The sequence below is a fragment of the Ruegeria sp. BE1 genome (assembly GCF_056538885.1).
Genome location: NZ_JBQFTY010000001.1, coordinates 316,870 through 330,019 on the forward strand (window position 1 = coordinate 316,870; position 13,150 = coordinate 330,019).

Here is a 13,150-nt window from a genome sequence, read left to right on the forward strand (position 1 = left end):
TGCGGGAAAAAAGTCACAGGAATCGCAAAAACCTGCATATTCGTAACATTTTTCAACTGGGCTAGGGGGTTCAAACCGTCGCACTTGGCGTAAGTGCATGAAAGTTAACGGTTTGTGGATAATTCTGTTACCGCTATAGCGTATTGCTTGGTTGGAACACCTCTGCTACATCCCCGGTGATTTTGATCCCCGCCCTTCATGGACGGGGTTTCCTCACGCCCCAAGGTAGCGGCCGCTACTCAAAACAGGGGCCTCAAATATCGGAAGGGTGGACGTGTCCGAACCAGCTTCGATTTCCACAGGCATCGCCGAGCGCTATGCCACCGCAATCTTTGAGATTGCAAAAGAGAACAATGACCTTGCAGGTCTGGAATCCGGCATCAATGATCTGGCAGCCGCTTTGGGCGACAGCGCAGACCTGCGCGACCTGATCGCATCCCCGCTGGTTTCGCGCGCTGAGCAAGAGGGCGCGATCACCGCAGTTGCCGACAAGATGGGCCTGAACGCCATCCTGCGCAACACGCTGGGTCTGATGGCACAGAAGCGCCGCCTGTTTGTTGTGCCACAACTGGTGCAGGTGCTGCGCGATATGCTGGCCGAAGAGCGTGGCGAAGTGACCGCCGATGTCGCCTCGGCCAAGGCGCTGACCAAAACCCAACTGGAAAAACTGTCCAAAACGCTGTCCGAGCGTGTGGGCAAGACCGTGACAATCAATGCGACCGTGGATGAAAGCCTCATCGGCGGTCTTGTCGTTAAAGTGGGCTCGAAAATGATCGATAGCTCGATCCGTTCGAAGCTGAACTCCCTACAGAATGCAATGAAAGAGGTCGGATAAATGGGAATCCAAGCTGCAGAGATTTCTGCAATCCTGAAGGACCAGATCAAGAATTTTGGTCAGGAAGCAGAAGTGGCCGAGATCGGCCGCGTGCTGAGCGTCGGTGACGGGATTGCCCGTGTATACGGTCTGGACAACGTGCAAGCCGGTGAGATGGTCGAATTCCCCGGCGGCATCATGGGCATGGCGCTGAACCTGGAAAGCGACAACGTTGGTGTCGTTATCTTTGGCTCCGACCGTGACATCAAAGAAGGTGACACTGTTAAGCGCACCAACTCGATCGTGGACGTTCCGATTGGTGACGAACTGCTGGGCCGCGTTGTGGACGGTCTGGGCAACCCGCTGGACGGCAAAGGCCCGATCAATGCCTCCAAACGTGGCGTTGCTGACGTCAAAGCCCCCGGCATCATCCCGCGTAAATCGGTGCACGAGCCGATGGCAACCGGCCTGAAATCGGTTGACGCGATGATCCCGATTGGCCGTGGCCAGCGAGAACTGATCATCGGTGACCGTCAGACCGGTAAAACCGCCGTGGCGCTGGACACCATTCTGAACCAGAAAGTCTACAACGACGCAGCAGGCGACGACGAGTCGAAGAAACTGTACTGCATCTACGTGGCTGTTGGTCAGAAGCGTTCGACCGTTGCGCAGTTGGTGAAGAAACTGGAAGAGTCCGGCGCGATTGAATACTCGATCGTTGTGGCTGCAACCGCGTCCGACCCGGCGCCGATGCAGTTCCTGGCGCCTTACTCGGCGACCGCGATGGCCGAATACTTCCGTGACAACGGCCGCCACGCGTTGATCATCTATGATGACCTGTCGAAGCAGGCTGTTTCCTATCGTCAGATGTCCCTGCTGCTGCGTCGTCCGCCCGGACGTGAAGCGTATCCGGGTGACGTTTTCTACCTCCACTCGCGCCTGCTGGAGCGTTCGGCGAAGCTGAACGAAGATTTCGGTGCAGGCTCGCTGACCGCTCTGCCGGTTATCGAAACGCAAGGTGGTGACGTTTCGGCGTTTATTCCGACCAACGTGATCTCGATCACCGACGGTCAGATCTTCCTGGAAACCGAACTGTTCTACCAGGGCATCCGCCCTGCTGTGAACACCGGTCTGTCGGTTTCGCGTGTGGGCTCGTCGGCCCAGACCAACGCGATGAAATCGGTTGCGGGTCCGGTTAAGCTGGAACTGGCTCAGTACCGTGAAATGGCAGCCTTTGCGCAGTTTGGTTCCGACCTTGACGCTGCAACCCAGCAGCTGCTGAACCGTGGTGCGCGTCTGACCGAGCTTATGAAGCAGCCGCAGTACTCGCCGCTGACCAACGCGGAAATCGTCTGCGTCATCTTCGCGGGCACCAACGGTTACCTCGACAAGATCAGCGTCTCGGATGTTGGCCGCTATGAGGCCGGTCTGCTGGCGCATCTGCGCGGCAAGCACGCCGACCTGCTGAAGTGGATCACCGACGAAGATCCCAAGATCAAGGGCGAGGCTTCCGACAAGATCAAGGCTGCGCTGGACGAATACGCCGCAACCTTCGCTTAAGGGAGAGGCGGGCATATGCCAAATCTTAAGGACCTTAAAAACAGGATCGAGTCGGTCAAATCGACCCGCAAGATCACCAAGGCCATGCAGATGGTCGCGGCTGCAAAACTGCGCCGCGCCCAGGAATCTGCCGAAGCCTCGCGCCCCTATGCCGAGCGGTTCAATGCCGTGATGGCGGGGCTGGCGGCGTCGGTCGGGGGCAGCGACAGCGCCCCCAAGCTGCTCCGTGGTACGGGCAGTGATGATGTCCATCTGCTGGTTGTGATGACAGCTGAACGCGGCCTGTGCGGCGGCTTCAACTCGAACATCGCCAAGCTCGCCCGCCAAAAGGCGGAAGAGCTGCGCGGCAAGGGCAAGACGGTCAAGGTTCTGACCGTCGGCAAGAAAGGCCGCGACGCGCTCAAGCGTGATTTGGGCGATCTATTCGTTGGACATGTCGACCTGAGCGAGGTCAAGCGCATTGGCTACACCAACGCGCAGGACATCGCCAAAGACATCCTGTCCCGCTTTGATGGGGCTGAGTTCGATGTTGCCACGATCTTCTACTCGAAGTTCGTCAACGTCGTGACCCAGATCCCGACGGCACAGCAAATCATCCCCGCCTCGTTCGAAGACGAAGCGGCTGGTGACGACAGCGGTGCCATTTTCGACTACGAGCCCAGCGAAGAGGCCATTCTGGCCGACCTGCTGCCCAAGGGGGTTGCGACCGCGATCTTCTCGGCTCTGCTCGAAAACGGAGCGTCTGAACAAGGTGCACGGATGTCCGCAATGGACAACGCGACACGCAACGCGGGTGAGATGATCGACAAGCTCACGATCCAGTTCAACCGCTCGCGTCAGGCCGTGATCACCAACGAGCTGATTGAAATTATTTCCGGCGCTGAAGCGCTGTAGAGACATACCGGAGACGAAACATGGCGAATGCAAAAGGCAAAGTCACACAGATCATCGGGGCCGTCGTTGACGTGCAGTTCGAAGATCAGTTGCCTGAAATTCTGAACGCGCTGGAAACCACCAACAATGGCAAGCGCCTGGTGTTGGAAGTTGCTCAGCACCTGGGTGAAAACACCGTCCGCACCATCGCGATGGACGCGACCGAAGGTCTGGTCCGTGGCGAAGAAGTAACCGACACCGGCGCACCGATCTCGGTTCCGGTTGGTAACGCAACTCTGGGCCGCATCCTGAACGTGGTCGGCGAGCCGATCGACGAAAAAGGCCCGGTCGAAGCATCTGAGGCCCGCGCGATCCACCAGCCCGCACCCGAGTTCGACGAACAGTCGACCGAGTCGGAAATTCTGGTTACCGGCATCAAGGTTGTTGACCTGCTGGCCCCCTACGCCAAAGGCGGTAAAATTGGCCTGTTCGGCGGTGCCGGCGTTGGTAAAACCGTTCTGATCATGGAACTGATCAACAACATCGCAAAAGTGCACTCGGGCTTTTCCGTGTTCGCGGGTGTTGGTGAACGGACCCGTGAAGGGAACGACCTGTACCACGAGATGATCGAATCGAACGTGATCAAGCCCGACAACCTGTCGGAATCGCAGGTTGCGCTGGTTTATGGTCAGATGAACGAACCTCCGGGAGCGCGTGCACGTGTTGCTCTGACCGGTCTGACCCTGGCCGAGCAGTTCCGCGACCAGTCCGGTACTGACGTTCTGTTCTTCGTCGACAACATCTTCCGCTTTACGCAGGCGGGTTCCGAAGTTTCGGCTCTGCTGGGTCGTATTCCGTCAGCCGTGGGTTACCAGCCGACGCTGGCCACCGACATGGGCGCCCTGCAGGAACGCATCACCTCGACCAAGTCGGGCTCGATCACCTCGGTGCAGGCGATCTACGTGCCTGCGGACGACTTGACCGACCCCGCGCCGGCAACCTCGTTTGCGCACTTGGACGCGACCACCGTTCTGAACCGTGCGATCTCGGAAAAGGGTATCTACCCGGCTGTTGACCCGCTCGACTCGTCGTCGCGTCTGCTGGACCCCGCAATTGTGGGTGAGGAGCACTACGCAGTTGCGACCGACGTTCAGCAGATTCTTCAGCGCTACAAGTCGCTGCAGGACATCATCGCCATCCTCGGCATGGACGAACTGTCGGAAGAAGACAAACTGACCGTGGCTCGTGCCCGTAAGATCGAACGCTTCCTGTCGCAGCCGTTTGACGTTGCCGAAGTCTTCACCGGTTCGCCGGGCGTTCAGGTTCCTCTGGACGTGACCATCGCCTCGTTCAAAGCTGTTGTGGCTGGCGAATACGATCACCTGCCCGAAGCGGCCTTCCTGATGGTTGGCGGCATCGACGAAGTGATCGCCAAAGCGGAAAAGATGGCCGCAGAAGCCGCCTAAGGAGTATCCCTGATGGCAAACACGATGCAATTCGACCTCGTCAGCCCCGAGCGGAGCCTTGCTTCGCTTGAGGCCACCGCGGTCCAGATTCCCGGCGCGGACGGCGATATGACGGCGATGCCCGATCATGCCCCCACCATCACCACACTGCGCCCCGGTCTGCTGAAGGTTGAGGCACCTGCAGGAGCCAGCGAATACCTGGTTACCGGCGGGTTTGCCCAGATCAACGGCGACAGCCTGTCGGTTCTGGCAGAAAAGGCAATTCCGGTGACCGAAGTAACCCGGTCCCATCTGGATGACCTGATCGCCGAGGCTCGCGCCTCGCACGAGGCAGCCAAAGCAGGCGATGATCAGTCCATAGTCGACGACGCTGCCAAGCTGCTGGCCGATATGGAAGCTCTTGGAACGCATATGAGCCTGTAAGGTTCATGCAACTCTGATGAATTAAGACGGCCCTGCGAGATCGGGGCCGTTTTTTTATGCTGATTTCGCCTGAATCGCGGGCTAGGATTCAGGAATTGAATAATAAAGATGATGTAGATGAGAATATTTCGAACCCACCCGGTCGGAATCGACCAAGGCGAGGCAGTGCTATTTTCCGATTTCGCCGATGGTGGCGAGATGTGGACGGGTGACGGGCCCCGGGAACGGCGTAAACAAATCACCTTCGGTCAAGCCTTTCGGTCTCCACCGGTCGTGCAGCTGAACGTGTCTTTGTGGGATGTCGACACAACATCCGCTTTGCGCGCTGAAGTGGTGGCCGAGGACATCACCGCTGAGGGGTTCGCCGCCGTTTTTCGAACATGGTCCGACACACGCATCGCGCGGATACGGGTTACGTGGACCGCGATGGGGGACGTGGCCCATTTGGATGATTGGAATATCACCTGACGCTATTTGCCCACGCAACGAATGGGCATAAGCCTAAAATGCAACTATAGCGCACAGCTATGATTACCGGGACGGGCGCAATTGACGGCTCATCCTCTTGTGCATATGAGACGGTTTTGACGGCTTTGGGCGCGCGAAATAGATGTTTTCCGGTGGCCCCCCTTGCCAGACGTTGCTGACCCAGGAGATCGCGCCCTTGAAACTGCTTCTACATATCGGGACCGAAAAGACCGGCACGACGCTGTTGCAGCAATGGCTGTACCACAACAAGCATGCGCTGTCGAAACAAGGCGTTTTTCTGAGCAAAGTCTGTGGGTTTGGCAATAACCGCAAGCTTGTGTCGTTCTGCCAGACAATACTTGATGACTATAGCCAAATGGAAAAACTCCAGTCTATGGAGGAAAAAGCACTTTTTTTTCAGAGCTTTGCTGAGGATTTCAGGGCCGAAGTTGCCGAGGGTGCCAAAGATCACAAGATCATGGTGATCACGTCAGAACATTTTCACAGCCGTATAAAGACATCCCAAGAGCTTGAATCCCTCAGTGTGCTTCTTGAAGACATTTTTGAGAGCGTGAAAGTCATCTGCTATCTTCGCCCGCAGTGGGACCTGAGAGAAAGCTTGTATTCCACTTCGGTCAAGGGCCGAAACGCGTCGTCGCTGGAACAGTTCCAAAGGGATATCGACACAGAAGATCATTACTACAACTATTTTAATCTTGTAAACTTTTGGGCCGGAGCGTTTGGCAAAGACAATATCGATCTGCGCTTATTCGATAGGTCTAAGTTCGCCCAAGGCGATCTGCGCAAGGACTTCTTGACAGCGCTGCCAATCGAAATCGATCAATCTGAGCTGTCCTTTGAGATAGAAAGCGCCAATGAAAGCCTGACGTTCCTGAAAAGCTGCGCCTACCGCGGGGTTAACCGCTCAATCCCCTACCAGAAAGAAGCAGGCGACATTAACCCTGCGAACATGCAGTGGAAGAAGACGCTTTTTGAGTGCGGGGCTTTGGATCAGGGAAAGCTACTGGATCCGGGGCGTGAGGACTTTTTTCGCCAATTTGAAGAGAGCAACCGGCGCCTGGCTGAGGCGTATTTTCACGACCGTGACGTTTTTCCGAAACCGGAAAAGCGACACAAAGAAGAGACTGTGTTCACACTGGAAGACGTGGGCAAAATTGTCGAAGATATCGCTGCCACAACCGCCGCAGACTTCGCCGCGGTTTATGAATCGGCCAAAGTGCCAGATGACGGGCTGCAGATCGAAAGCCCGCTGAATGCCAAGCTAAAGGCTGCAATCCGGGAGCGGGATCACGCCCGACGCTATCCCTGGAAATACCTGGTGTCGTCTCTTAAGGCGCGTCTAAAAGGAAACTAGCAGGGCAGAGTTCTTACAGGCGTCCCGCGGGGATTGAACCCAACCCGCCCCAAAGGTGGGGTGGGCAATGCCACCCCAGCCATTTTAGTCCATATGGTACAGCGACTCGTAGATCGGAGTCAGGGTCTTGTCCTCGAACAGCGAAGACACGGAAGTGCCGTTCCAGATGTTCAGGATGGCCTGCGTAAAGATCGGCGCGGTGGGAACGATGCGGATGTTCTTGGCTTTCGCAACTTCCGGTGTCGGCTGAATTGTGTCGGTCAGCACCAGCGATTTCATCACCGAGTTGGTCACACGTTCGACCGCAGGGCCGCTCATGACGCCATGGGTGATGTAGGAGTGGACCTCTTTCGCACCGTTGTCCAGCAACACCTGCGCCGCCTTGCATAGCGTTCCCGCGGTATCGCACATGTCATCGACGATCAGGCAGATCTTGTCTTTCACGTCACCGATCACGGTCATCTCGGCCACTTCACCGGCCTTTTCACGGCGTTTGTCAACAATCGACAGCGGCGCCTCGATCCGCTTGGCCAGCTCACGCGCACGCGCCACGCCGCCCACGTCGGGCGAGACGACCATGATCTCATTCATCTGGTCCTTGAACTGGTTTTTCACATCCAGCGCAAAGATCGGCGAAGCATAGAGGTTGTCCACCGGAATGTCGAAAAAGCCCTGAATCTGGGCTGCGTGCAGGTCCATGGTCAGAACCCGCTCAATCCCCGCGCCGGTCAGCATGTTGGCGACCAGTTTCGCGGAAATGGGCGTACGAGCCTTAGTGCGGCGATCCTGACGGGCATAGCCGAAATAGGGGATCACGGCAGTAATTCGCTGGGCTGAAGACCGACGCAGCGCGTCGGCGATGATCAGTAGCTCCATAAGGTTGTCATTGGCGGGGTTCGAGGTCGGCTGGACGATGAACATATCCTCGCCGCGCACATTTTCGAAGACTTCGACGAAAATCTCGCCGTCATTGAACCGTTCGACACGCGCATCGACGAGGCCCTGATCGACACCGCGATACAGGCTCATGCGGCGGGCAATGGATTCGGCAAGAGGAAGGTTTGCGTTCCCAGCGATAAGCTTGGGTTCGTGGAGTGTCGGCATCGGCTGAGGTCCCCGGGCAGCAATAGCAATGTGACAGATTCGTGATGTTGACACCGCTTAGCATGGCCTTAACGTCCAGCAAAGGTAACGCAGCGGAGAAAGTGAACATGGCCACCATTGACTACTATTTTGCGACAATTTCGCCATTCACATATTTGGCAGGAGGACGGCTGGAAGAGGTCGCAGCCAAACATGGGGCTACAATCAATTACAAACCGCTGGATATCATGGCACTGTTCGGGCGTACCGGTGGGACGCCTCCCAAGGATCGGCATATCTCGCGCACCGAGTACCGCGCACAGGATTTGCAGCGGCAGGCCAGGAATCTGGGCATGGACTTCAACATTCAGCCTGCGCATTGGCCGACGAATATGGCGCCGTCCTCATATGCGGTGATCGCCGCTGCCCAAGACGGATCGGGCGACGTGGGCAAGCTGGTACAGTCCCTGCTGCGGGCCTGTTGGGCCGAGGAAAAGGACATCGCACAGGATGATGTGATCCGCGATTGCCTGTCGCAGGCCGGATTTGACCCAAACCTTGCCGATAGCGGTCTGTTGGTAGGCGCGGATACCTACGCGGCCAATCTGGAAGAGGCCGTGGATCGCGGTGCCTTTGGCGCGCCCTTCTATGTCACTGAGGACGGTCAGCGGTTCTGGGGGCAGGATCGGTTGGACGATCTGGATCGGCATCTGGCTGAGACCAAAGGGTAACGGGCCGCTTGTCCCCCATCCATGTCCGCACGTTGGGGCAGGGCGCACGAAAGGTGCTGGCCCTGCACTGCACTATTGCGCATTCGGGCGCGTGGACTGGTCTGTCTAACGCGCTGCAAGATGAGGCGACGCTGTTCGCCCCCGATATGCTGTCGCACGGTCGCAGCCCCGATTGGGACGGGCAGGGACAATTCTTTGACCTGTCAATCGAAATGGCCGCTGCGCAACTGACTGAGCCGATGGACATCATCGGCCATTCCTTTGGCGGTATGCTGGCCTTGTATCTTGCGATCACCCGGCCTGACCTGATCCGTAGTGCAGTACTGATCGAGCCGGTGTTCTTTTCCGTGGCCAGACAGGACGTCCCGGATCTGGTCGAACAACATGACCGTGCGGCACAGCCCTACACTGAGGCTCTGGCAGGCGGAGATATGGAACTGGCCGCGCGTCTGTTTAATCGGATGTGGGGTAACGAAGGTGGGCCCCGATGGCCGGATCTGCCCGAACGGACGCGCGCGGCGATGATCCGGGGCGTCCATGTCGTCCCCGCTTCCAAAAAGGTGTTGTTCCAAGATCAAAAGGGGCTGTTGGAACCTGGCGTTTTGAATCAGGCATCCATGCCGATACTGATCCTCAGCGGGTCTGAGACGATCCCGGTCATGCCCGCGATAAGTCAGGGATTGCAACAGCGTCTGCCCAACGCCTGCACCGCCGTGATTGAAGGTGCAGGTCATATGGTTCCGATTTCACACCCTCAGGCCACGGCGGACGCCATACGGTCCTTCTGGAATCGCATGAGTTAAAGTAGGGCGATGAAACGGTCGATTTCCGCCGCGCTGATCGACCAGTCGCAAACCAGCCGGCAGGCCAGAGTCTCGGTGTCATCCGCGCCTTCCAGTTCTCCACCCCAAAGGTGATAGACGGCCCCGGCCTCGTGCAACTGTTTGTGCTGTGCGCGTGAGAATTTGGCGAAGATCATGTTCGCCTGCGGTTCGTGCAGAAACGATGCGCCCTTGGCACGCAGTCCATCGGCCAGTCGGGCACCATTGTCATTGGCCTGACGCGCCATCTGCAGCCACAGGTCATCCTGTAAATAGGCTGCCATCTGCGCCGACAGATACCGGTGTTTCGAGAACAGATGCGCCCCCCGTTTGCGGCGCAGTTCAAACTCCCAGGCTTTGGCCTCGTCGAAAAAGACCACCGCTTCGACCCCCATCAACCCGTTCTTGGTGCCGCCAAAGCTGACCGCATCCACACCCGATTTCCATGTCATCTCGGCCGGAGAGCAGTTCAGTGCCACCAGCGCATTGGTGAATCGCGCGCCGTCCAGATGTACCGGAAGGCCAAATTCCTTGGCCACGCCACACAGCGCCTGCAATTCCGCCAGCGAGTAGACCGAGCCCCGCTCGGTCACCTGCGTGATCGACACCGGCCCGCGCTGAGGCCCGTGCACGCCGCGGGTCTCTTCGGCCATGATGGCACCGCGCAACGCCTCAGGCGTCATTTTGTCCCCGCCGGGCACCAGCGTCAGCTTGGCCCCGCTGTAGAATTCCGGCGCGTTGCACTCATCCTCGTGGATATGGGCGACAGGCGAGCAAAAGATCGTCTCCCATGGGTTGGAGAGTGTCGCCAATGCCAGAGAATTCGCCGCCGTCCCGGTTGCCACTAGGTAGACCGCCGCGCCGGGGGCCTCAAAGATGCCGCGAATACGGTCGCGCACCTCGTTCATAAGCGTGTCTGCCCCATAGGCCATCTGATAGCCCTCATTGGCGGCGTTCAGCGCGGCCATGACCTGTGGGTGAACCGGCCCGGAATTGTCAGAGGCGAAATACATCAGTTGGGCTCCTCGATGATATAGTCTTCCCACTCTTCAAGCGGCGTTTCGAACTCGGACACCGTGCGGCCCTGAACCGAAACTCCGGCGGCATGCACGCTGTCCGGCGTACCAGATATCAAAGGGTGCCAGTCGTAAAGGGGTTTGCCCTCCCACAGCAGGCGATAGGCGCAGGTCTGTGGCAGCCAATAAGCGTGCTGGTCGATATTGTCGGGCTTCATCACGATACATTCCGGCACGAATTGGTGGCGGATGTCATATTGGGTGCAGCGGCAGGTTTCATCATCCAGCAGACGGCAGGCAACGCAGGTCAGGGCGACCTCTCCGGTATCCTCATCTTCCAGCTTGTTCAGGCAGCATTTGCCGCAGCCGTCGCACAGCGCCTCCCACTCGCGCTGGTTCATTTTGGTCAGCTTTTTGCGTTCCCAGAAACGGGAGCTCAGGCCGTCGCGGTCAATCGGGTCGGTGGTCATAGCGCTGCCAGCAGGGTGCGTGCCTTTGCACAATCGGCATCCATCTGTGCGATCAACCCGTCCAGACCGTCAAAGGTCATCTCGGGGCGCAGGTATTCCACCAGCCCGACAGACAACGTCGCGCCATAAAGGTCGCCCGAGAAATCGAACAGGAAGGTTTCGATATTGGGAATCTCGCCATTGAACATCGGCCGTGTCCCGACCGAGGCCGCGCCGAGATAGCTGCCCTGATGCGGTCCATCCAACACGTCGACCAGCACCGCGTAGACGCCGAATTTCGGTGGGTGCAGGCCCTCGATGGACATGTTGGCCGTTGGAAAGCCCAGCTCGCGCCCGCGCTGTTCGCCGCCAATCACCTCACCCTCGATACGGTGCCAGTGCCCCAGCATCGCCGCTGCGTCCTGCGGGCGACCTTCGCTCAGCGCGGTGCGGATCGCGGTCGAGGATACAACGCTCTCGGTGCGCTCCATCAGGGGGGCGATGGTAACGCCAAACCCCATCTCTTGCCCAAAGCGCCGCAGATCGTCCGCCGTTCCGGCGCGACCTTTACCAAAGCAGAAATCGGCACCGACCACCACATGCGCCAGACCCAGCCCGTCGCAAATAACGCTCCGCGCAAAGTCTTCGGGTGTCAGGCTGGCCAGGGCCGCGTTGAAGGGCAACTCATACAGTTTCTTCACACCCAATTTTTGCAAACGATGCGCGCGGGTTGCGCCGCGCATCAAGCGAAAAGGGGGGGTGTCGGGGGCGAAATACTCGCGCGGATGCGGCTCAAACGTCAGTACACCCAGCGGTGCATCGGGGGCAGCACTGCGCGCCAGTTCGATGACCGAGCGGTGGCCGATATGGACGCCGTCAAAATTGCCGATCGCCACGCTGGCGCCGCGGTCCTGAGGTTCGATAAACTGATAATCCCGGATGATCTGCATGCGCAGTGGGTACTGTCCCTCAGCCCTATGTTCAAGCGCTTGATGTCAATAATACGCACCAGGCCAGCCGGTTCCAATCAAGACCTAAGCCGACCCCGTATGTATTTCGCCGCCGATCTGAAATGACTGGCTCCGGCGGCCTCGGCCCATCGGCCCGGTGTCCAGTTGTTTTTGGCACCTTTCATGGGCCCGCCATACAGCTGCGCGTCCGAATGCGTTTCGATGAAATCCATCAGTCTGCGATTGCCCGTATCAAGTGACTGGACCGCGTCTTCCCACGAAAGGTCTGTCTGCGTCCGGCGCAGCTGGGCATTGTAACGGCGAAGCTCGTTCCATTTGTACCCTTTGGCCGGGAAATGCACCTCTTTTCCCGCTTGCCCGTCCGCATACCAACCCAGAAACAAGTCGATCCAATGTGCCCGGTGGCCGATGATGTCCTTGATGGATGTATCTTCTTCATCCTTATCCAGGGCCTTCTGGGCATCCAGTGTCCCGATCAACGCTTGCAGTTTGGCGTATTCCTTAGCGGTGACTGCCTGAAGGTCTGCTTTGTTTGACGCGGCCATGATACACTCCTTGGAGGTTCGATCCCCGTCCAAGTGTATTGTGTCGCGCCACAACAAGTATGATGTATGTCAAAGGTTGCAGGGATGGCTCAGTCGAACTTGCGTGACGGGGCCAGCACCATAGCCTCGCCCACCAGCACTTTCTTGCCGTCCACAGCGCAGTGACAATCCAGCTTCACCCGACGTTTGGCGAAATCGATGTCGATCACCTTAACCTCGGCATAGACCATGTCACCCGGGCGGACCGGAGCCAGAAATTTCAGCGACTGCCCCATATAGACCGTGCCGTGACCCGGCAATTGCTCACCAATCACGGCCGAGATCAGCCCCGCCGTTAGCATCCCATGCGCAATTCGCCCCTCAAAGATCGTGTCGCGGGCATAATCGTCATCCAGATGCACCGGGTTCCGGTCGGTCGAAACCTGCGCGAACATCTCAATATCTTCGTCCGTCACCACTTTGCGCAGGTGGCGGGTCATGCCCATTTCGATGTCTTCGATACAGATCGTGCCGCGCGGAAGATTGTCCAACATGTCGCCCTCACTTACATCTTGC

At 58.1% G+C, this 13,150-nt stretch carries 15 protein-coding genes; 9 read left to right on the forward strand and 6 right to left on the reverse strand.

What is annotated here, in order from left to right; translation table 11 throughout:
• Positions 1 to 274 precede the first annotated feature (274 nt).
• The 7 genes from ACR0J5_RS01530 to ACR0J5_RS01560 all read left to right on the forward strand — a co-directional run bounded on the left by ACR0J5_RS01530 (position 275) and on the right by ACR0J5_RS01560 (position 6,979).
• Positions 275 to 835, forward strand: a complete 561-nt coding sequence (locus tag ACR0J5_RS01530; RefSeq protein ID WP_480650095.1) for a F0F1 ATP synthase subunit delta — start codon at positions 275 to 277, stop codon at positions 833 to 835.
• Positions 836 to 2,374, forward strand: coding sequence for a F0F1 ATP synthase subunit alpha (gene atpA, locus ACR0J5_RS01535; protein ID WP_480650096.1), 1,539 nt, complete (start codon positions 836 to 838; stop codon positions 2,372 to 2,374). It abuts the gene before it with no gap.
• Positions 2,375 to 2,389: 15 nt separating this feature from the next.
• A complete protein-coding gene (locus tag ACR0J5_RS01540; protein WP_480650097.1) occupies positions 2,390 to 3,268 on the forward strand; it encodes a F0F1 ATP synthase subunit gamma in 879 nt (292 codons plus the stop codon).
• A 20-nt stretch (positions 3,269 to 3,288) separates the two neighbouring features.
• Positions 3,289 to 4,713 carry a F0F1 ATP synthase subunit beta gene (gene atpD / locus ACR0J5_RS01545; RefSeq protein ID WP_480650098.1) on the forward strand — a complete coding sequence of 475 codons (1,425 nt, stop codon included), beginning with the start codon at positions 3,289 to 3,291 and terminating at the stop codon, positions 4,711 to 4,713.
• A gap of 12 nt (positions 4,714 to 4,725) precedes the next feature.
• Positions 4,726 to 5,136 carry a F0F1 ATP synthase subunit epsilon gene (locus ACR0J5_RS01550; RefSeq protein ID WP_480650099.1) on the forward strand — a complete coding sequence of 137 codons (411 nt, stop codon included), beginning with the start codon at positions 4,726 to 4,728 and terminating at the stop codon, positions 5,134 to 5,136.
• A gap of 117 nt (positions 5,137 to 5,253) precedes the next feature.
• Positions 5,254 to 5,604 (forward strand): H-type lectin domain-containing protein, encoded by a 351-nt coding sequence (locus tag ACR0J5_RS01555; RefSeq protein WP_480650100.1) that lies wholly within the window; start codon positions 5,254 to 5,256, stop codon positions 5,602 to 5,604.
• A gap of 196 nt (positions 5,605 to 5,800) precedes the next feature.
• Positions 5,801 to 6,979 (forward strand): hypothetical protein, encoded by a 1,179-nt coding sequence (locus ACR0J5_RS01560; RefSeq protein WP_480650101.1) that lies wholly within the window; start codon positions 5,801 to 5,803, stop codon positions 6,977 to 6,979.
• An 84-nt stretch (positions 6,980 to 7,063) separates the two neighbouring features.
• Here the strand turns inward: ACR0J5_RS01560 and ACR0J5_RS01565 are convergent, their stop codons facing one another.
• Positions 7,064 to 8,083 carry a ribose-phosphate pyrophosphokinase gene (locus ACR0J5_RS01565; protein WP_480650102.1) on the reverse strand — a complete coding sequence of 340 codons (1,020 nt, stop codon included), beginning with the start codon at positions 8,081 to 8,083 and terminating at the stop codon, positions 7,064 to 7,066.
• A gap of 107 nt (positions 8,084 to 8,190) precedes the next feature.
• Here ACR0J5_RS01565 and ACR0J5_RS01570 point away from each other — a divergent pair, with 107 nt between their 5' ends.
• A complete protein-coding gene (locus tag ACR0J5_RS01570) occupies positions 8,191 to 8,793 on the forward strand; it encodes a DsbA family protein (protein ID WP_480650103.1) in 603 nt (200 codons plus the stop codon).
• An 8-nt stretch (positions 8,794 to 8,801) separates the two neighbouring features.
• Positions 8,802 to 9,596, forward strand: a complete 795-nt coding sequence (locus ACR0J5_RS01575) for an alpha/beta fold hydrolase (protein WP_480650104.1) — start codon at positions 8,802 to 8,804, stop codon at positions 9,594 to 9,596.
• Here the strand turns inward: ACR0J5_RS01575 and ACR0J5_RS01580 are convergent.
• From ACR0J5_RS01580 to ACR0J5_RS01600, 5 genes are all read right to left on the reverse strand, one after another.
• On the reverse strand, positions 9,593 to 10,627 hold the full coding sequence (locus tag ACR0J5_RS01580; RefSeq protein WP_480650105.1) for a threonine aldolase family protein: 1,035 nt from the start codon (positions 10,625 to 10,627) through the stop codon (positions 9,593 to 9,595). The genes ACR0J5_RS01575 and ACR0J5_RS01580 overlap by 4 nt on opposite strands.
• The gene (locus ACR0J5_RS01585; RefSeq protein WP_480650106.1) at positions 10,627 to 11,100 is read right to left on the reverse strand and encodes a YcgN family cysteine cluster protein; all 474 of its coding nucleotides are present in this window, start codon (positions 11,098 to 11,100) and stop codon (positions 10,627 to 10,629) included. Before ACR0J5_RS01585 ends, ACR0J5_RS01580 begins: the two co-directional genes overlap by 1 nt.
• Complete coding sequence (locus tag ACR0J5_RS01590; RefSeq protein ID WP_480650107.1) at positions 11,097 to 12,029, reverse strand: bifunctional riboflavin kinase/FAD synthetase; 933 nt, start codon at positions 12,027 to 12,029, stop codon at positions 11,097 to 11,099. Before ACR0J5_RS01590 ends, ACR0J5_RS01585 begins: the two co-directional genes overlap by 4 nt.
• Before the next feature lie 77 nt (positions 12,030 to 12,106).
• Positions 12,107 to 12,595 carry a ClbS/DfsB family four-helix bundle protein gene (locus ACR0J5_RS01595; protein WP_480650108.1) on the reverse strand — a complete coding sequence of 163 codons (489 nt, stop codon included), beginning with the start codon at positions 12,593 to 12,595 and terminating at the stop codon, positions 12,107 to 12,109.
• 89 nt (positions 12,596 to 12,684) lie between these two features.
• Positions 12,685 to 13,128, reverse strand: a complete 444-nt coding sequence (locus tag ACR0J5_RS01600; protein ID WP_058275996.1) for a MaoC family dehydratase — start codon at positions 13,126 to 13,128, stop codon at positions 12,685 to 12,687.
• Between the last annotated feature and the right edge of the window lie 22 nt (positions 13,129 to 13,150).